Here is a 17,308-nt window from a genome sequence, read left to right as displayed (position 1 = left end):
GACCGCCAGTTGCCCGTGGGCTAAATCGGTCCGGTGAGGAGCTCGGTGAGCTCGTCGGGACCGATGCGGCGGAAGGCCCGGCGGACACCGCGTTCCGTCTCCGAGTTGCGGTCGAGGACGGCGACCTCGAGGCTGAGCGCCGTCTCGGTCCGGTCCTCGCGAAGGGCCTTCGCGGCGAGCTGGATCGCCTCCGCGTAGGAGGCCTCCGCGCTCCACCCACCGATCACGGCCTCGGCAACGCGCTCGGCCGCGCCGCCCATCACGACGAAGCGGCGCTCGTCGGCAATCGAGCCGTCGAAGGTGAGCCGGAAGAGGTGGTCAGAGCCGACGTCGTGCCCCACCTCGGCCACGGTGAGCTCGACCTCGAACGGCTTCTGCTCCGCGGTGAAGACGGCGCCGAGGCTCTGGGCGTAGACGCTCGCGAGGCCTCGCCCGGTGACGTCGACGCGGTCGTAGGAGTAGCCGCGGACGTCGGCGTAGCGCACGCCGGCCTGGCGCAGGCTCTCAAACTCGTTGTACTTGCCCACGGCGGCGAACGCGATCTTGTCGTAGATCTCGCCGATCTTGTGGAGCGAGGGCGAGGGGTTCTCCGCGACGAGCGCGATCCCCTCGCGACAGCTCAACACGACGACCGAGCGGCCCCGCGCGATGCCCTTTCGCGCAAAGTCCGCCCGGTCCTTCATGATCTGCTCGGGCGAGACATAGAACTGCTGCGTCATCTCAGGCCTCTCGTCCGGCGATGCTGCGCTGCTCGAGGATGTCCCCGGCCACCCGCGCGAGCTCGTGCTCCGGCGCGCGGCGGTTCCCACTCCGCGTCACCGTGTACACGACCGGCCAGAGCTGGCGGACGGGGTCGGGCCCGCCGGTGGCGGAATCGTCGTCGGCCGCGTCGAAGAGTGACTCGACGGCTACCCGAACTGCGTCCGACTCGGAAAGCCCGGGGCGCCACAGCTTCTTGAGGGCGCCACGCGCGAAGACGGAGCCGGAGCCCACCGAATGGTGCTCGAGTTCCTCGTACCGCCCGCCGGTCACGTCGTAGGAGAACAGCCGGCCCATGCTCTGATCGAGGTCGTAGCCCGCGAAGAGCGGCACGACGGCTAGCCCCTGGAGCGCGAGGCTGAGGTTCGAGCGGATCATGGCGCCGAGCCGCGTGGCCTTCCCCTCGAGGCTCATAAGCGTGCCTTCGATCTTCTCGTAGTGCTCGAGCTCGACCTGGAACAGGCGCACGATGTCCACTGCAAGACCCGCCGTCCCGGCGATGCCCAGCACCGAGTAGTGGTCGGCCGGGAAGACCTTTTCGATGTGCCGGCTCGCGATCATGCTCCCCATCGTGGCCCGGCGATCGCCCGCCATGAGGACGCCACCCGCGAAGGACATCGCCACGACCGTGGTGCCGTGCGGTGCGAGATGGGACGCGTCTGCCGGCAAAACTCGGTTGGAGGGCAGCAGCTCGGGACGAACCGCTGCGAGATGCTCTGTGAAGGACGACGTCGCGTGCGCCGCGACGCGTTCCGCGAGGAAGTCGTTCATGCCGGGGCCTACTGGCCGCCCTTCTGGACGAACCCACGGACGAACTCCTCGGCGTTGCTCTCGAGGACGCCGTCGATCTCGTCCAGAAGGTCATCGACGCCCTGCGTCGTTTCGGACGCCTGAGGGGCGGCGGGCGCGGGCGCCGGCGTGCCCGGCTCGACGTCTTCGGCGTCGTCCCGTGACTGGCTGCTCTTCTGCTCCTGACCGGCCATAGCCGCCTCCTTGCGTCGAGCTCGCCGCCTCTGCGCCGGGCTGTGAAACCTATACTGTCACTCTTTCATGCGGGCGGTAGGTCCCGCGGAATCGCGCCTTCGGCCTAGGAGACTGCTGAAGAAGTCGGGCGGGCGGGGCGCGCCTCCCTGCTTCGGGCCGGGGAGGGTTAAGACTGGCTTCATGCAGGGTCGCGACGATGGACAGCGTGAGTTCCTTGACGTTGAGGCGCTGGCCGGGCATCTGCTGGTTCCGGGCAGCGTCTTCGCCTTCCTGGCCGGGCATCGGCTGAAGCTGTTCCCGGCGGAGATGTTCGAGGATCTCTTTCCCTCGGGCCGGGGCCGGCCCTCGGTCCCGCCCGAGGTGGTCGCCACGGTCCTGGTGCTGCAGGCGTTGAACGGGCTTTCGGATCGCGAGGCTGCCGAGGCGGTGACCTTCGACCTGCGGTGGAAGGCCGCCTGCGGCTTCGCGGTCGCGGACCGGGCGTTCCATCCGACCACCCTGACCTACTGGCGGCGCCGGCTCGCGGCCAGCGCCCGGCCGCAGCGGATCTTCGAGGCGGTCCGGGACGTGGTGGCCGCGACCGGCGCGGTGGGCGGGGGGACGCGGCGGGCGCTTGACTCCACGGTGCTGGACGACGCGGTTGCCCGGCAGGACACGGTCACCCAGCTGGTCGCCTCGATCCGGCGGGTCGGCCGGGAGGTCTCCGGCGCGGAGGCGGTGATCGCCGCCGAGTGCACCCGGCTGGCCGGGCTGACCGGGCAGGACTACGCCTCGGCCGGGAAGCCGCGGATCGTGTGGGACGATGCGGCCGCGCGCGACGGCCTGGTCACAGCCCTGGTCAACGACGCGCTCGCGCTGCTCGCGGCGCTGGACGTCGATGCCGCCCAGGCCGCGGGCGGGAGGCCTGCGGAGGCGGTGGCGCTGCTGGCGCTGGTGGCCGGGCAGGACGTCGAGCCCGCGGAGGACTCCGACGGCAGCGACGGGCGGTGGCGGATCGCCCGCAGCGTCGCACCGGACCGGATGATCTCCACCGTCGACCCGGAGACCCGGCACGCGCACAAGACCCGGGAGCGCCGGCAGGACGGGTTCAAGGCCCATGTGGTGGTCGAGCCGGAGACCGGGCTGACCACCGCGGTGAAGCTGACCAAGGCCAACGGCCCGGAGAACTCCGACGCATCCGTCGGCAAGGACCTGGTCGCCGCCGACCCGACGATCGCCGGGCAGGAGGCCGTCGAGGTGCTCGGCGACTCGGCCTACGGGTCCGGGGAGATGCTGCACGCCCTGGACCAGCGGAAGTGGACCCCGATTATCAAGCCGTGGCCGCTGCGGCCCGCGGTCGAGGGCGGGTTCACCATCGACGACTTCGCCCACGACGGCGAGGCAGGGACCCTGACCTGCCCGGCCGGGCACACCCGCCGGCTCACCAAGACCCGCAAGGCCGTGTTCGGCGCCGTCTGCGCCCACTGCCCGCTGCGATCGCAGTGCACCACGGCCAGAGACGGTCGCAAGATCGAGGTGCATCCCCACGACCTGCTCCAGCGCGCACACCGCAGGCGGGCCACCGCGGAAGGCTTCCAGACCACCTATCGGGCCAAGCGGCCGATGGTCGAGAGATCGATCGCGTGGCTGACCCGGGGCAACCGCCGCGTCCCCTACCGGGGCGTGGAGAAGAACAACAGCTGGCTCCACCACCGGGTCGCCGCCCTGAACCTCAGGCGACTGCTCGCACTCGGCCTCAGCTTCGACAACGGAACCTGGCAGCTGGCCTGATCGCGCCGCAGGCCCCCAGAAGACAGCCTCGAACCCAACGCCAGGGGCACCACGACGCCCTGCACAGGCGGGACGGACCCATGCTGCACCCAGAGCCGACCAAAACCCGCCGTTCGACTGGCCAAGGCGGCACCGATCACGCCACCAGCCAACCTGCGAAGGGAGCTTGTTCAGCAGTCTCCTAGGTGTGACGCTCGCCGAGGAGGGCCTCCAGGAAGCCCTCGATGGAGGGATGCTCCTCGAAAAGCGCCTCCGTGAGCGCCCGGGTCCCACGCAGCGGCTCCCGGGTGGGGACGCGCTGGAGCCGGTAGCTCCCGGGCGGGGAGAACACGACCGAATCCCAGCTCGCGCTTGCGACGTTCGCGGGGAAGCGCTGGATGCTCTTGCCGCGGAACCATGCGCGCGTGTCGACTGGCGGGTCTACCGACGCGCGCGCTATGTCGAGGTCCTCGACGAGGCGCTCGAGGCTCCCGTTGTTGAGCAGCCGGTACGCGAGGCCGCGTTCTGGGCGCACGTCGGACCACTGGATGTCGACGAGCCCGAGCCGGGCGTCGTTCCATGCGAGGCCGTCGCGGGCCCGGTAGCCCTCGAGCACCCTCTGCTTCGCGGCCCATTCGATGTATCCGGCGGCAGCGTCGGGTGCCGATTCGAGATCGGTCAGCGCCCGCTCCCAGAGCCGGAGGACAGTCGCGGTGTGACCGTCGCCGCCGTGTTCGGCCGCGACGCCCGCGTCTGCGGCGAGCTTCGCGGCCGCCTCGAAGTACACCCACTGGAGCTCGAGGCCCGTGAGCCGCCGGCCGTCGAGGAGGCGCACCGTCTCGCCGAGCCCCGGGTCGTGGCTCAAGCGGTGCATTGCCGCGACCGGCTCGTGGACCTCGATGGCCGGCGCCGCGCCCGCTTCGATGAGGCTCAGCACGAGCGCCGTGGTCCCGAACTTCAAGTAGTTCGCCACGTGGCTGCAGTTCGCGTCCCCCACGATCACGTGGAGGCGCCGGTACTTGTCCGCGACAGCGTGAGGCTCATCGCGCGTGTTGATGATCGGGCGCCGCATGGTCGTCTCGAGACCTACCTCGGCCTCGAAGAAGTCGGCGCGCTGGCTGATCTGATAGCCCGGCGTCCGGCCGTCCTGCCCAATCCCCACGCGCCCCGCGCCGCACACGAGCTGACGCGAGACGAAGAACGGGGTGAGCCCCTTGACGAGGTCAGTGAACGGCACGGACCGCGGCACGAGGTAGTTCTCATGGGAGCCGTAAGAGGCGCCCTTGCCGTCCGTGTTGTTCTTGTACAGATTGATCGGACCGTGCTCCAGGTCACCCGCGAGGGCGCGCACGGCGGTAAGGACCACAACGTCGCCGGCAGCGTCCCAGACCACCGCGTCGAGCGGGTTCGTCACTTCGGGGCTCGAGTACTCGGGATGCGCATGATCCACGTAGAGCCGCGCCCCGTTGCCGAGCACGAGGTTCATGAGCGCGGGCTCCTGGTCGCCGTCTAGCTCAAGCTCGGCGGGGCCGTGCGCGAGCGCGACGCCTTCGGCCGTGAGCACGGGCTCCATATCGGTCAGGAGGTCAGGATGGGCCTGGGTGCGCCTCGCCGACCAGCCCCGCGCGTCGCGCAGCGGGGTCTCGTCGGTGTAATCCCACCCCGCGCCCGGCGAGGCGTGGAGGCGCTCTCGCGTGAGCTTCGCGTAGGACGCGATGACCTGCGACGAGAGGTACGTCGCGTTGGCCCCCGGGGTCGACGGCGCGTGGATCCCGTATTCGGTCTCGGAGCCCATGACGCGCAGGGCCCCGCCGGCGGGCAGTCCGTCGGGCCCGTGGTCGGTGCTGGACATCTCACTCCCCCTAGCGGCCCAGGATCACAGGTATTGGCCCGTGCTCTGCGCCGTCTCGATGGACCGTCCGGGCTCGCTCCCACCCTTGCCCTGCACGATCGTGCGGATATAGGTGATTCGCTCGCCCTTCTTGCCGGAGATCCGCGCCCAGTCGTCCGGATTGGTCGTGTTGGGCATGTCCTCGTGCTCGCGGAACTCTTCGGCCACCGCCCGAAGCAGGTGCTCGATGCGGATGCCCTTCGACCCCGTGAGGAGGAGGTCCTTGATCGCGGCCTTCTTGGCGCGGTCAACGACGTTCTGGATCACGGCGCCGGAGTTGAAGTCCTTGAAGTAGAGGATCTCGGTGTCGCCGTTCGCGTACGTCACTTCGAGGTACTCGTTGACCTTGTCCGTCGAGTACATGGCCTCGACGGTGCGCTGGATCATGAGGTTGACAGTCGCCGCGCGATCGCCGCCGTGTTCGGCGAGGTCCGCGGGATGGATGGGCAGCTCCTCCGTGAGGTACTTCGAGAAGATGTCTGCCGCAGCTTCGGCATCCGGGCGCTGGATCTTGATCTTGACATCCAGCCGGCCTGGCCGCAGGATCGCCGGATCGATCATGTCCTCGCGGTTCGACGCGCCGATGACGATCACGTTGTCGAGCCGCTCCACGCCGTCGATCTCGCTCAGGAGCTGAGGAACAATCGTCGTCTCGACATCGGAGGAGACGCCCGTGCCGCGCGTGCGGAAGAGGGAATCCATTTCGTCGAAGAAGACGACGACGGGGCTTCCGTCCGAGGCCTTCTCCCGGGCCCGCGAGAAGATGAGGCGGATGTGCCGCTCGGTCTCGCCGACGTACTTGTCGAGGAGCTCCGGGCCCTTGATGTTGAGGAAGTAGCTCTTGATGTCCTGCCCGCCAGCACGCTCCATGGCACGCGCTGCGAGCGAGTTCGCAACGGCCTTTGCGATAAGCGTCTTGCCGCAGCCGGGCGGGCCGTACAGGAGGATGCCCTTGGGCGCCTTGAGCCCGTGCTCTCGGTAGAGCCCGGGGTGCAGGAACGGGAGCTCCACGGCGTCGCGGATCTGCTCGATCTGGGACGCGAGGCCGCCGATGTCGTCGTAGCTGATGTCTGGAACCTCTTCGAGCACGAGGTTCTCGACCTCGGAGCGCGGCACCTTCTCGAGGGCGGTCTGCGTGCGGTTGTCCACCGACACCGCATCGCCGACCCGGAGCTGCTCGAGCAGCAGCGGCCCGGACAGCCGTACGACGCGCTCCTCATCGCCCCGTCCGATCACCAGGATGCGGTCCGGGCTGAGGATCTCCTTGACGGTCACGAGCTCGCCGGAGCGCTCGTAGCCGAGTCCCGCGACCACCTCGAACGCCTCGTTGAGCAGGACTTCTTGGCCGACGCTGAGCTCGTTGAGGGCAACCAGCGGGCTGAGCCCCACGCGGATCTTCCGGCCCGCCGTCACGACGTCCGCGCTCTCGTCGGTGACCGCCGCGGCCGCGCCGCCAGACGGGCGCCGGCGGTTGAGCTGCACGACTGTTCCGTAGCTGTAAGGCGGCTGCCCTTCGTGCTCGAGGGCGGACTTGAGCCGGACGATCTCCGTCTTCGCCGTCTGCAGCATCTCAGCCATGCGGGTGTTGTTGGACGTGGCGGCGGAAAGCTGCCGATCCACCGCCCGAAGCTTGTCCCGGAGGACGTTGACCTGACGCTCGAGGACTCCCAGCTGCTCCGCATTCATGCGTGCGGCGTCCTCGCGCCCAGGCCCGTTCCCCTCGCGCTCTTCCATGACTCTCACACCCTCTCGTGGCTCGGACGGTTCCGATACCTCGACACTAGCTCCACTGCGGCCGGGGAAAAGGGCCCTAAGCACCAGAGTCGCTAAGCGTTACATTGACGCAACGTTTGAGAGGCGAGAAAGCATCCGCGACCTAAACTTCGGGCTCCTCGGCTCGCCCAGCCCTTGCATCTCGGGCCGCGCGGCGCAGCTTCCGATCCGAGACCAGGCGCTCGCCCACGGACTCCGGAGTCCACGCGTTGAGGTCCTCCTGCGTGAACTCGGTCTTGGCCCGCTTCTTGCGAGCGAGCGGTTCGACGCCGTCCGCGAGGCGGCGTGCCACGAGCAGGAAGCCGGTGTGCCCGACCATGCGGTGGTCGGGCCGAACGGCGAGCCCTTCGAGGTGCCAGCCGCGGACCATGGACTCCCACGCATCTGGCTCCGTGAAGCGCCCGTCCGCCCGGATCGCCTCGGCCGTGCGGGAGAGCTGGGTGGCGGTGGCGACGTAGTTGATCCACACGCCCCCGGGCGCGAGGACGGTCGCGACGGCGTCGAGGCACTCCCAGGGTGCGAGCATGTCGAGCACCACGCGGTCCACGCTTCCCCGTTCCTCGGCCTTGACGACCTCGTCCTGGAAGTCGCCGAGCGAGACGCGCCACGCGGGGTGCTGGCCACCGAAGATCGTTTCGACGTTGCCCCGCGCGATCTCTGCGAACTCCTGGCGACGCTCGAACGAGTGGAGGTAGCCGGCGTCGCCCACGGCGCGCAGGAGGGAAATCGACAGCGCGCCCGAACCGACGCCGGCCTCGACCACGCGGGCGCCCGGGAAGATGTCCGCCATGGTCACGATCTGCCCCGCGTCCTTGGGGTAGACCACCGCCGCACCGCGCGGCATGGAGAGGACGAAGTCCGAGAGGAGCGGGCGGAGCGCCTGGTACTGGTGGCCTGCGGTGTTGGTCACGACCGAGCCGTCGGGAAGGCCAATCACCACGTCGTGGTTCAGGAACCCCTTGTGAGTGTGGAACGCTCCCCCGGCCTCGAGGGTGATCGTGTTCATGCGGCCGCGTTCGTCCGTGAGCTGGACTCGCTCGCCGACGCGGAACGGTCCGCGGCGCATCGCGGCTCCCGTCGGCTCCGGAACGAGCGCGGACGGGGACGGGGTGCTGCTTTCGGTCATGTGTTCCTTCTTCGTGGGGCGTGGGCCGCGGAGCGTGGTCGCGGCTAGCGCGAGGGCCGGCCCGAGATGGCGGCGACGACGGCGCGCTGGCTGAGCAGGCCCACAACGCGTCCCGCGGCATCGACGACGGCGTATTCGGTGCCCTGGAGCTGGGCGAGGTACTGCACGAGCTCCTGGCCACCGGCGGTCTCGGGAACGTACGCGCCCGGCGCGAGGGCGTAGCCCACCGCGGTCACGGGCGTGCTCGCGCGGGCCGGCTCGGGAACGCGCGTGATCGCGGCGGGGTCGACAACGCCCTGCGGCTTGCCGTCCGGCGCGCAGAGGACGACGACGACGCCGTGCCCCGCGCCCGCCTGGACGGCCTGCTCGACCGTCGCGAAGTTCGGCACGCCGACCGCGGGGACGGCAAGTTGGCCCGCGACGACGTTCGGAAGGCGGCTGCGGAACCCCGCGTTACGAATCGAGGCGCTCGCACCCTGCCACAGGAAGGCGGCCACAAGCAGCATCACGAGCGTGAACGAGATGTCGAGGCCTTGGCCCTGGAGCCACGGCAGCACGAGCCCGAAGAACACGATGCCCGCCACGACGATGCGCCCCGCCCAACCGGCCGCGATCGTGCCCCTCTCCTGGGATCCTGTAGCGCGCCACACGATGCTCTCCACGATGCGCCCGCCGTCCAGAGGCAGCCCCGGGAGAACGTTGAAGAGCCCGATGAGGAAGTTTGCCCACATGAAGATGTTCGAAAGGATGTCCGCGACACCCGTCAGGACCAGGGTGTTGACGAGGATCCACGCGGCGCCGGCGAGCACGAAGTTGGCGGCGGGCCCAGCAAGCGCGACGACCACGGACCGCCCTGGGGAAGCCGTGAAGGCTTCGAACTGCGTGTGCCCACCCCACAGGTTGAGCACGATCTTCTGGCTCGGCCAGCCGAACGCCCGCGCGCTCAGCGCGTGCGCGAGCTCGTGGACGAGCACCGAGAGCAGGAGCAGCACCGCGTACGCGAAGGCAACGAAATACGCCCCCGCGCCGAGCTGTGGTTGGCGAAGGGCCAGGGTCGGGCCGTACACGACCACCGTGAATCCCGCGATGAGGAACCACGAGTACGCGAGGTAGATCGGGACGCCCGCGATCCGGCCCAGCCGGATCCCGTCCCGCGTGCGGCCTTCCTGAGCGTGGCCGTGGTCCTGACCCGGAGTGGGCTGGCCCTCTGGGCCCGTGCTCATGCGCGCCCCTGTCCGACGAAGGTGGACGTCGCTCGCTCAAGGACGCGCGCGACGTCGTCCGTGGTGCGACCCGCAAGGGTGTCCCACTGCTCGTCACCCAGCTCGGGCGGAAGGGCCACGGTGTTCGGGACCACGATGGTTGTGAGGCCCGCCGCGATGGCGGACGTCGCGCCCGGCTGGGAATCTTCGATCGCGACGCATTCGGACGCGTCGAGACCGTCGAGGGACTCGGCGAGGCGCGCGAGGCCTGTGAGGTAGGGCTCCGGGTGCGGCTTGCCGTGAGACACGCTGTCGCCCGTGACGACGACGCTGAAAGCCCCCGCGGGCAGGTGGGCGATGATGCGCTCGACCATGGGTCGCTCCGACATCGTCACGAGCGCGCATTCAACCCCAGCGGCGAGGAGTGCCTCGAGGAGATCACGAGCGCCCGGGCGCCACGGGACGGCCTGGGCGAGCTGGTCGACGACGCGGGCGGTCAGCCGGTCGATGATCTCCCGGGTCTCGAGCTCGACCCCCGCCTCCTGGAGGATCGCCGCCGACGTCGGGAGGGCTTGGCCGACGAGCCGCATGGCCTGCTCGTGCCCCCACTGCCCGCCGAAGGACGCGACGAGCTCGTGCTCGGCCACAATCCAGTAGGGCTCGGTGTCGACGAGGGTACCGTCCATGTCCCAGAGGACGGCACGCAACTGGGCAGCGTCAAGTTCGTCGGGAAGGCGCATATGCACCAGTCTACGGGGACAGACAGGGTGTCCTCCCTGCGCGAAACTCTCCTCCGGGCGCCGGAACCACCCTGCGAACGGGGCTTCTTGGTCATAGGCTGGAGCGATGAACGAGTTCGACGCCGACGCTCCGGCACCCCACCACGGCCTCTTCCCGACGCCCGCCGAGGGCGAGAGGGTCACGGTGATGCTCGCGGCATTCGAGGGCTGGAACGATGCGGGCGAGGCGGCGAGCGAGGCCGTGCGCTCGATCAAGCGGCAGTTCGGCGCGCAGAAAGTCGGGGCCATTGACGCCGACGACTACTACGACTTTCAGTTCACACGTCCCACGGTGCGCCGCTCGGGATCAGGCCGCCGGAGGATCCGCTGGCCCTCCACTCGCGTTGCGACGGCGCGCCTTGACGACTATCCCATCAACCTTGTCTTCGTCCAGGGCACGGAGCCTTCGTACCGCTGGCGCGCATTCACGGAAGAACTCATGGAATACGTCGAGGATCTCGACGTGGACTACCTCATCGTCATCGGCGCGCTGCTCGCGGACGTCCCGCACAGCCGGCCCATCCCCGTCACGGCCACGAGCGAGGCGGGAGACCTGCGCGAGCGGCTCAACCTCGAGGCCTCCCAGTACGAGGGCCCGACCGGGATCGTCGGCGTGTTCGCGGACGCGGCGGATCACCACGGCATTCCGACCATCTCCCTCTGGGCGGCGGTTCCGCACTACGTCGCGCAGGCACCATCCCCGAAGGCGCAGTTGGCCCTCATGCACCGCATCGAGGAGATGATCCAGATCCCGCTCGACACGAACGAGCTGGCCGAGGACGCCGAGGCGTGGGAGCGGGGCGTCAACGAGCTCGCGACCGAGGACCCGGAGATCGCGGCCTATATCCAACAGCTTGAGGAGGCCAAGGACACGGCCGACCTCCCCGAGGCGACCGGCGAATCGATCGCTCGCGAATTCGAGCGCTACCTCAAGCGCCGCGGCAAGGAGGGTGGCACCGCCACCTGACGGCGCCCCGGCTCGCTCAGAGGCGGACGCCGAGGAGCGCGTCGAGTGCCGCGGCGACGAGCGCGCCGTCGGCCGCTTCGTCTTGGCGCCCCGCGAGGGCGTCGTCGGCCCACTTGTCGACGGCGGCCAAGGCGCGCGGCGCGTCGAGATCGTCGGCGAGTGCCCCGCGGATCTCGGCGAGCACGAGTTCGGCCGAGCCGCGCGGCGCCTGCGGGAGCGCCTCACGCCACCGGGCGAGCCGCGACTTCGCGGTGGCGAAGAGCTCGGCGGTCCACTCCCAATCGGAGCGGTAGTGGTTCGCGAGGATCGCGAGGCGGATGGCCTGTGGCTCCTCCCCCGCGGCCCGCAGCTTCGAGACGAGGACGAGGTTCCCGAGGGACTTGCTCATCTTCTGACCGTCGAGCGCGACCATGCCCGTGTGGGCGAAGTGCTGCGCGAGCGGGACGTGGTGCAGGGACCAGGCGTGGCCGGCGCCCATCTCGTGGTGTGGGAAGGCGAGGTCCGAGCCGCCGCCCTGGACGGTGAACGGCGCCGGCAGGAAGCGCTGCGCGATAACAGTGCACTCGATGTGCCATCCGGGACGACCGCGGCCCAGGCTGCCACCGTCCCAGTGCGGCTCGCCCAGCCGGGCCTCACGCCACAGGATCGGGTCGAGAGGGCTGTGCTTGCCAGGCCGCTCGGGATCGCCCCCACGCTCGCCGAATACCTCGATCATCTCCGCCACCGTCAGGTGGGACACCGTCCCGAGCCGCCACGCGTCCGGTGAGTCGGCGCGGCGCGTGGCCTCCGTCACGTCGTAGTAGACATCGCCATCGGGCTCACCCTCGGCGCCCGCGAGCTGGTAGGCAATCCCCTCGTCGAGGAGCCGCTCGACCTCGGGCACGATCCACGGGATGGACTCGACCGCGCCGATGTAGTGGTCCGGGGCGAGGACGTTGAGCGCCTCCATGTCCGTCTGGAACAGCTCGATCTGCTGCTTTGCGAGCGTGCGCCAGTCGACGCCCGTCGTGCCGGCGCGCTCGAGCAGGGGATCGTCCACGTCGGTCGTGTTCTGGACGTAGGTGACCGTGCTCCCCGCGTCGCGCCAGACCCGGTTGAGCAGATCGAACGCTACATAGGTCGCCGCGTGGCCAAGGTGCGTCGCATCGTAGGGCGTGATCCCGCACACATAGAAAGACTGTTCGGGCGCGGCAGGCAGCTCAGCCATGTCATTCCGCGCCGAATCCCACAGCCGGATCTGGCCGCTGTTGCCGGGAAGGGACGGAATAGGAGCCTGACGCCAAGTCTTCACGCCACAAGCCTAGTGCTCGGCGCGGGACGGCCTGAAACCGGCTGGGAGCGATCCGCCGCTAGCTCTCCTCCTCGTCGCCGTCCTCCAGGAGATCGATCGGCAGATCCTCGCCGTAGGCGTCGTACAGAGCGTCGGAGTACGCCTCGAACGCGTCCGCGACCGCGAAATAAGCAGCCTCGACGGAGGGATCATCGTCGCCGCGTCTGGACGATGCGGCCACGAGGTGCTCCTCGAGCGCCGCTGTCAGCGAACCGAGTGCCACGCGAGGGTCGATGCTCATGGGCCCACGGTAATCTGATTCGAAGGGACTGCCTAGATCGCCGAATGGCGCATCAGCACACTCATGAGGAAGCGAGGGCCATGAAGGAACGGATCCTCGGCCCGGGCAGCGGCGCCGCCAACGGGAAGTACGAATACCTCGTCCTCTCCGTGAAGCCCGGGGAGTCGATCGCGGAGGCTCGCCAGCGTGTGCGGGAGCACTCGGAGTATGGCAAGTGGGAGCTCGAGCGGAGCCGCCTCTACATGGGCGGCGGCCGCCGGTATTGGCTCCGCCGCAGGGTCATCGCGGTCGAACGGACGGCCTAGCCGTCCACGGCCCCGGATGCCGGTTCCTCGATCGGCCCGAGGAGTGCGTTCGCGACGGTCGCGTGCGCGGACTCAGGATCAGACGGGTGGTAAAGCCCGGCGAGGACGTCGCGGTAGAGCCGCTGGAGCTCGTTCGAGCGGAAGTATCCCCCTCCTCCGCCCACCCGCATCGCGATGTCCACGACCGCGCGTGCGGTCTCGGTCGCACGGTGCTTGAGCCCACTGAGCGCAGGGAACCAGGCTGGGCCGCGGTCCACGAGTCCGTCGAGATCGTCCGCGACCCGTTCGAGGTGAGGGAGGACGCCGTCGAGCGCCATCGCCGCCTCCGCAAGCTGCCAGCGGATGTCTGGGTCCTGCGCGTAGGGCTGGCCGCCATTCTTCAGCGACTTCCGCCGGTGCGCCGCCTCGACGCCGAGGGCGAGTGCGCGTTCCGCGATTCCCGTGTAAACGGCCGCGAGCAGCGTCTCGAAGACCGCGAAGATGCCGAAGACGAGCAGGTCCGGATTCGGGCCCACCGGAAGCCGCCGGGCAATCCGGCTCTCCGGCGCGTAGGCGCCGTCGAGGATTGTCGTGCAGGATTGGCTCGCGCGCATCCCGAGCGTGTCCCAGTCGTCGAGGTGGCGCCAGCCCGGCTCGTCGCGGCGGATGAAGGCGTAGACGAGCCGTGGCTCCGGACCCGTCGCATCCTTCCCGAACGTGCCCATGCGCGTCCACACCGGCGCGAGGCTCGTGAACACTTTGGTGCCGGTGAAGCGGACCCCGCCCTCCGCCTGAGGCTCCGCGACGGTCATCGAGTCGAACAAGACCGAATCGTTCCCGGCCTCGGAGATCCCGAACGAGAAGACCTCGCCCGCGCCGGCCTCCTCGAGAACGAAGTCGAGGCTTGCGTCGCCGCGCGCCTCGAACACCCGCGCGACGCCCGTCCACACGAGATGCATGTTGACGCCGAGCGCCGTGGCAGGGGCGGCGGCCGCGAGTCGGCGCTGGAGACGGACGACGTCGGCCAGGCTGGCTCCCAGCCCACCCGCGCTCTCCGAGACGAACGCCTTGAGATAGCCGGCCTCGACGAGTTCGTCGAAGTCCTCACGGAAGAACTCGTTGCGCTCGTCGTAGCCCGGCGCACGGGAGCGGATGCGCTCGATCAGCTCGTCGGGCAGAACGCTCGTCGGGTCGAGGCTCACGGCCCCTCCTCTCGTTGCGGGGTTCTCCCCGCTGGCTCCCAACCCTCGCAGGCTCAGGCCGGGGCCCTCGCTGGCGTGGGCTCAGGCGGGCGGTTCAGTAGGTCGTGAGCAGCCGGCGCAGCACGCGCGCGCCGAACTGGAGCGAATCGGCCGGGACACGCTCGTCGACCCCGTGGAACATGCCCGCGAAGTCGAGCTCGGCGGGCAGGCGCAGGGGCGCGAAACCGTACCCGGTGATGCCGAGCAGGCTGAGCGACTTGTTGTCCGTCCCACCGGACAGCGTGTACGGCAGTACGTGCGCGCCCGGATCCTCGGCCTGAAGCGCGCCAACCATGGACTCTACGAGGGCGCCCTCGAACGGCGTCTCGAGCGCGACATCATGATGCACGTACGCGAAGTCGACGCCCTCCCCCGCGAGTTCCTTGATCTTCTCGAGCACGAGCTCGTCCTGGCCCGGGAGCGTCCGGACGTCGATCCGCGCCTCGGCACTGCCCGGGATGACGTTCTCCTTGTAGCCGGCCCGGAGGATTGTCGGGTTGGACGTGTTCTGGAGCGTCGCCCCGACGAAGCGCGCGAACGTTCCGAGCTCCTTGAGCAGGATCTCCGGGTTGTCGCGGTCGAACTCCACGCCGGTGAGCTCGGTGACCCCGTCGAGGAATCTCTTCGTCGTGTCGGTGAGCTCGATCGGCCACTCGTGCTCACCGATGCGGCTCACGGCCCGGGCCAAGCGCGTCACGGCGTTGTCCGGGTTCGTCTGGGAGCCGTGACCGGCGCGCCCTGAGGCGGTGAGTTTGAGCCACGAGAGCCCCTTCTCGGCGGTCTGAAGCATGTAGGTGCGGCGACCGCCGATCTCCGCCGAGAAGCCGCCGACCTCGCTGATGGCCTCCTTCGCGCCGTCGAACAGCTCGGGGCGATGATCGACCGCCCAGCGCGCGCCGTACGCGCCGCCGGCCTCCTCGTCGGCGAACATGGCGATGACGAGATCGCGCTTGGGCCGCGCGCCGCTCCGCTGCAGCTCACGGACCACCGAGAGGACCATGGCGTCCATGTCCTTCATGTCGACGGCGCCGCGCCCCCAGATGAGACCGTCCTTGAGCTCGGCGGCGAACGGGTCGACGCTCCAGTCGTCCTTCTGGGCCGGGACGACGTCGAGGTGGCCATGGATGACGAGGGCGCTCGCCGCGGGGTCGGTTCCCTCCACGCGGGCGACGACGGACGCCCGCCCGGGCGCCGACTCGAAGATCTCCGCAGACAGGCCAACCTCCTCGAGGAGCCCTGCCGTGTATTCCGCCGCCGCGCGCTCGCCCGGACCCGACCCGTCACCGAAGTTGCTCGTGTCGAACCGGATGAGGTCCTGACAGATCTGGACCACCTCATCCTCGGCGCGAAGAGGGCTTTCGGTTGAACGATCGGTCATGGATGCTCCTCGGCTGCGACGGTCAGTGAGGCCCAGCCTAGTCTCCGGCCAGGCGCCCGGACGGCCCGCATGCTGATTTCTTCATGAGGCCCGGATCGTGTAGAGTTTTATTCGCTGCCCGGGAGGAAAACGCACCATGCGAACGCTTCCGGAGCCCACCTGCGCGGGTGGCGGAATGGCAGACGCGCTAGCTTGAGGTGCTAGTGCCCGATTAGGGCGTGGGGGTTCAAGTCCCCCTCCGCGCACGAAGGGGAAATGGCTCCTGACCTGGGATTACGTTCTCAGGTTGGGGGCCATTTTCGCGTGAAGTGCTAGAAAAAGTGCTAAGCCCTGTCAAGGTACTGGGCGAATCGGTCTGCCGCGGCCTTCTGCATGGTCGGGGTGACGTGGCTGTAGATGTTCATCGTGGTCGTGATGGTGGAGTGCCCGAGGCGTTCCTGAACCACTTTGGGATGCTCGCCCAGTTCGAGCAGCAGGGTCGCGTGGGTGTGACGGAGCCCCTTGATGGTGACTCGGGTGAGGGTGTCATACTTCGCGGTGGCCCAGTCGAGACGGCGCGCCCAGCGGCTTGTCATCGCGTCGGGTGACCGCAGTTTGCCGTCGTCGTCTCCGAAGACGTAGGCGTCGGCTTTCGCCAGTTCGAAGGCGAGTTCGGCCCGGGCGACCTTGTGCGAGGCGAGCACCTTGAGCGTTTCGTCGTCGATGTCGATGACGCGGGCATTGCCGGTCTTGGTCGTCTTCGTCTCGGACCAGTCCTCGGTGTTGACGGCTCGTCGGATGCTGATCCGCATCGTCTTCGTGTTGATGTCGTTCCATCGGAGCGCGAGGGCTTCGCTGCGTCTCATGCCGGTGTAGGCGATGAGCCGCCAGAGCGGGAACAGCTCGTCTTGCAGTTCGTCACGGTTCCATGTGAGGAAGGTGTGGAGCTGTTCGCCGGTCCAGGTGACGATCTCGGGTTTCTGCGCTCGCACCTCGCTCGACTTGGGCGCTTTGACGATGCGCCGCTTCTTCGTCGGGTTGACGGTCAGGTGCCCGTCCTCGATCGCGGCGTCGAGGATCGCGCCGAGCACTACGTGGACCTTGTGGACGCTGTTGGCTGAGAGCGGCTGGCCCTTGCCGAGCTTGTCGGCGCGGCCGTGCTTCTCGAGGTCGCGGTAGTGGCGGGCGATCCGTGTCGCGGTGAGCTTGTCGAGCCGGATCGCGCCGAGCTGCGGCGTGATGTGGTTGCGGATGATCTTCTTATAGCCCTTGATGGTGGAATCCGCGAGCTTGAGCCCGTCGGCCCATTCGTCCGCGTACACGCAGAGGGCGGGAACCTTGCCGGAGAACTTCTCGCTCTGCGTACGCTGCTTGAGCGCCTCTTGCAGCGCGTCATTCGCTTCGGCGGTGTTTTTGAATCCGGACCGGGTGAGGCGGCGCATCCCCTGCTCGGGGAACTCAGGATCGTTCAAGACGTAGATCTGGAACCGCCACCGCTTGCCCTGCCCGGTCTGGTACTCCTGTATCGAGCCAGGCTGCCGGGAGCGGGAGCGCCGCTGGGGTTTCTTGGCCGCGTCGTCGCCGGCGGGCGGCTTCATCCTGGCTGGCACGGGGCCTCCTTCCCG

General features: G+C 69.0%; 16 protein-coding genes and 1 tRNA gene. 4 read left to right on the top strand and 13 right to left on the bottom strand.

Annotation, left to right across the window (positions count from 1 at the left end; translation table 11 throughout):
• Positions 1-20: 20 nt before the first annotated feature.
• The 3 genes from prcA to ACOKR1_RS10705 are packed head-to-tail and all read right to left on the bottom strand — an operon-like array spanning position 21 to position 1,742.
• A complete protein-coding gene (prcA, locus tag ACOKR1_RS10715) occupies positions 21-719 on the bottom strand; it encodes a proteasome subunit alpha (protein WP_415855254.1) in 699 nt (232 codons plus the stop codon).
• Position 720: 1 nt separating this feature from the next.
• Positions 721-1,530: a proteasome subunit beta gene (prcB, locus tag ACOKR1_RS10710; protein WP_422933072.1), complete on the bottom strand. Its 810-nt coding sequence runs from the start codon at positions 1,528-1,530 to the stop codon at positions 721-723.
• Positions 1,531-1,538: 8 nt separating this feature from the next.
• Entirely contained in the window at positions 1,539-1,742 is a 204-nt protein-coding gene (locus ACOKR1_RS10705) for a ubiquitin-like protein Pup (RefSeq protein ID WP_415855252.1), read from the bottom strand.
• A gap of 181 nt (positions 1,743-1,923) precedes the next feature.
• Here ACOKR1_RS10705 and ACOKR1_RS10700 point away from each other — a divergent pair, with 181 nt between their 5' ends.
• Complete coding sequence (locus tag ACOKR1_RS10700) at positions 1,924-3,513, top strand: IS1182 family transposase (protein WP_422933071.1); 1,590 nt, start codon at positions 1,924-1,926, stop codon at positions 3,511-3,513.
• A gap of 181 nt (positions 3,514-3,694) precedes the next feature.
• Here the strand turns inward: ACOKR1_RS10700 and dop are convergent, their stop codons facing one another.
• From dop to ACOKR1_RS10675, 5 genes are all read right to left on the bottom strand, one after another.
• Positions 3,695-5,344 (bottom strand): depupylase/deamidase Dop, encoded by a 1,650-nt coding sequence (dop, locus tag ACOKR1_RS10695; protein WP_422933070.1) that lies wholly within the window; start codon positions 5,342-5,344, stop codon positions 3,695-3,697.
• 24 nt (positions 5,345-5,368) lie between these two features.
• On the bottom strand, positions 5,369-7,069 hold the full coding sequence (gene arc / locus ACOKR1_RS10690) for a proteasome ATPase (protein ID WP_422936609.1): 1,701 nt from the start codon (positions 7,067-7,069) through the stop codon (positions 5,369-5,371).
• A gap of 190 nt (positions 7,070-7,259) precedes the next feature.
• Positions 7,260-8,282, bottom strand: coding sequence for a tRNA (adenine-N1)-methyltransferase (locus ACOKR1_RS10685; protein WP_422933069.1), 1,023 nt, complete (start codon positions 8,280-8,282; stop codon positions 7,260-7,262).
• A gap of 44 nt (positions 8,283-8,326) precedes the next feature.
• Positions 8,327-9,505, bottom strand: coding sequence for a site-2 protease family protein (locus ACOKR1_RS10680; protein ID WP_422933068.1), 1,179 nt, complete (start codon positions 9,503-9,505; stop codon positions 8,327-8,329).
• Complete coding sequence (locus ACOKR1_RS10675; protein WP_422933067.1) at positions 9,502-10,224, bottom strand: HAD family hydrolase; 723 nt, start codon at positions 10,222-10,224, stop codon at positions 9,502-9,504. The genes ACOKR1_RS10680 and ACOKR1_RS10675 overlap by 4 nt, the downstream gene beginning before the upstream one ends.
• Before the next feature lie 106 nt (positions 10,225-10,330).
• On the opposite strand from ACOKR1_RS10675, the gene ACOKR1_RS10670 reads away from it, so the two are divergent.
• On the top strand, positions 10,331-11,230 hold the full coding sequence (locus ACOKR1_RS10670; RefSeq protein ID WP_422933066.1) for a proteasome assembly chaperone family protein: 900 nt from the start codon (positions 10,331-10,333) through the stop codon (positions 11,228-11,230).
• Positions 11,231-11,246: 16 nt separating this feature from the next.
• On the opposite strand, the gene mshC is transcribed toward ACOKR1_RS10670, so the two are convergent.
• Together mshC and ACOKR1_RS10660 are read right to left on the bottom strand one after the other, a co-directional pair.
• On the bottom strand, positions 11,247-12,521 hold the full coding sequence (mshC, locus tag ACOKR1_RS10665) for a cysteine--1-D-myo-inosityl 2-amino-2-deoxy-alpha-D-glucopyranoside ligase (RefSeq protein WP_422933065.1): 1,275 nt from the start codon (positions 12,519-12,521) through the stop codon (positions 11,247-11,249).
• A gap of 58 nt (positions 12,522-12,579) precedes the next feature.
• Positions 12,580-12,801: a hypothetical protein gene (locus ACOKR1_RS10660; protein WP_422933064.1), complete on the bottom strand. Its 222-nt coding sequence runs from the start codon at positions 12,799-12,801 to the stop codon at positions 12,580-12,582.
• A gap of 80 nt (positions 12,802-12,881) precedes the next feature.
• Between ACOKR1_RS10660 and ACOKR1_RS10655 the strand changes: the two genes are divergently transcribed.
• A complete protein-coding gene (locus tag ACOKR1_RS10655; RefSeq protein WP_422933063.1) occupies positions 12,882-13,106 on the top strand; it encodes a DUF5703 family protein in 225 nt (74 codons plus the stop codon).
• Here the strand turns inward: ACOKR1_RS10655 and ACOKR1_RS10650 are convergent.
• Complete coding sequence (locus ACOKR1_RS10650) at positions 13,103-14,287, bottom strand: acyl-CoA dehydrogenase family protein (RefSeq protein ID WP_422933062.1); 1,185 nt, start codon at positions 14,285-14,287, stop codon at positions 13,103-13,105. The two genes, ACOKR1_RS10655 and ACOKR1_RS10650, sit on opposite strands and share 4 nt — an antisense overlap.
• A 94-nt stretch (positions 14,288-14,381) precedes the next feature.
• Positions 14,382-15,704 (bottom strand): M20/M25/M40 family metallo-hydrolase, encoded by a 1,323-nt coding sequence (locus ACOKR1_RS10645; protein ID WP_422933061.1) that lies wholly within the window; start codon positions 15,702-15,704, stop codon positions 14,382-14,384.
• Between the two features lie 161 nt (positions 15,705-15,865).
• On the opposite strand from ACOKR1_RS10645, the gene ACOKR1_RS10640 reads away from it, so the two are divergent.
• Positions 15,866-15,949: transfer RNA gene (locus ACOKR1_RS10640), tRNA-Leu, on the top strand.
• A gap of 78 nt (positions 15,950-16,027) precedes the next feature.
• Here the strand turns inward: ACOKR1_RS10640 and ACOKR1_RS10635 are convergent.
• Entirely contained in the window at positions 16,028-17,293 is a 1,266-nt protein-coding gene (locus tag ACOKR1_RS10635; protein ID WP_422933060.1) for a tyrosine-type recombinase/integrase, read from the bottom strand.
• Positions 17,294-17,308 lie beyond the last annotated feature (15 nt).

Origin of the sequence: Sinomonas sp. P47F7, assembly GCF_049332655.1 — a bacterium.
In the GTDB taxonomy this organism is placed as follows: domain Bacteria; phylum Actinomycetota; class Actinomycetes; order Actinomycetales; family Micrococcaceae; genus Sinomonas.
Note: the sequence above shows the minus strand (reverse complement) of the source record. Positions and strands in the feature narration are given on the sequence as shown.

What these genes read in the sequence shown, in the direction of transcription:
- ACOKR1_RS10680 (WP_422933068.1), bottom strand. Translation starts at nt 9,505, where the DNA reads ATGAGCACGGGCCCAGAGGGCCAGCCCACTCCGGGTCAGGACCACGGC.
- ACOKR1_RS10705 (WP_415855252.1), bottom strand. Translation starts at nt 1,742, where the DNA reads ATGGCCGGTCAGGAGCAGAAGAGCAGCCAGTCACGGGACGACGCCGAA.
- dop (WP_422933070.1), bottom strand. Translation starts at nt 5,344, where the DNA reads ATGTCCAGCACCGACCACGGGCCCGACGGACTGCCCGCCGGCGGGGCC.
- prcB (WP_422933072.1), bottom strand. Translation starts at nt 1,530, where the DNA reads ATGAACGACTTCCTCGCGGAACGCGTCGCGGCGCACGCGACGTCGTCC.
- ACOKR1_RS10685 (WP_422933069.1), bottom strand. Translation starts at nt 8,282, where the DNA reads ATGACCGAAAGCAGCACCCCGTCCCCGTCCGCGCTCGTTCCGGAGCCG.
- ACOKR1_RS10645 (WP_422933061.1), bottom strand. Translation starts at nt 15,704, where the DNA reads ATGACCGATCGTTCAACCGAAAGCCCTCTTCGCGCCGAGGATGAGGTG.
- ACOKR1_RS10675 (WP_422933067.1), bottom strand. Translation starts at nt 10,224, where the DNA reads ATGCGCCTTCCCGACGAACTTGACGCTGCCCAGTTGCGTGCCGTCCTC.
- prcA (WP_415855254.1), bottom strand. Translation starts at nt 719, where the DNA reads ATGACGCAGCAGTTCTATGTCTCGCCCGAGCAGATCATGAAGGACCGG.
- ACOKR1_RS10660 (WP_422933064.1), bottom strand. Translation starts at nt 12,801, where the DNA reads ATGAGCATCGACCCTCGCGTGGCACTCGGTTCGCTGACAGCGGCGCTC.
- arc (WP_422936609.1), bottom strand. Translation starts at nt 7,069, where the DNA reads ATGAATGCGGAGCAGCTGGGAGTCCTCGAGCGTCAGGTCAACGTCCTC.
- ACOKR1_RS10700 (WP_422933071.1), top strand. Translation starts at nt 1,924, where the DNA reads ATGCAGGGTCGCGACGATGGACAGCGTGAGTTCCTTGACGTTGAGGCG.
- ACOKR1_RS10670 (WP_422933066.1), top strand. Translation starts at nt 10,331, where the DNA reads ATGAACGAGTTCGACGCCGACGCTCCGGCACCCCACCACGGCCTCTTC.
- ACOKR1_RS10655 (WP_422933063.1), top strand. Translation starts at nt 12,882, where the DNA reads ATGAAGGAACGGATCCTCGGCCCGGGCAGCGGCGCCGCCAACGGGAAG.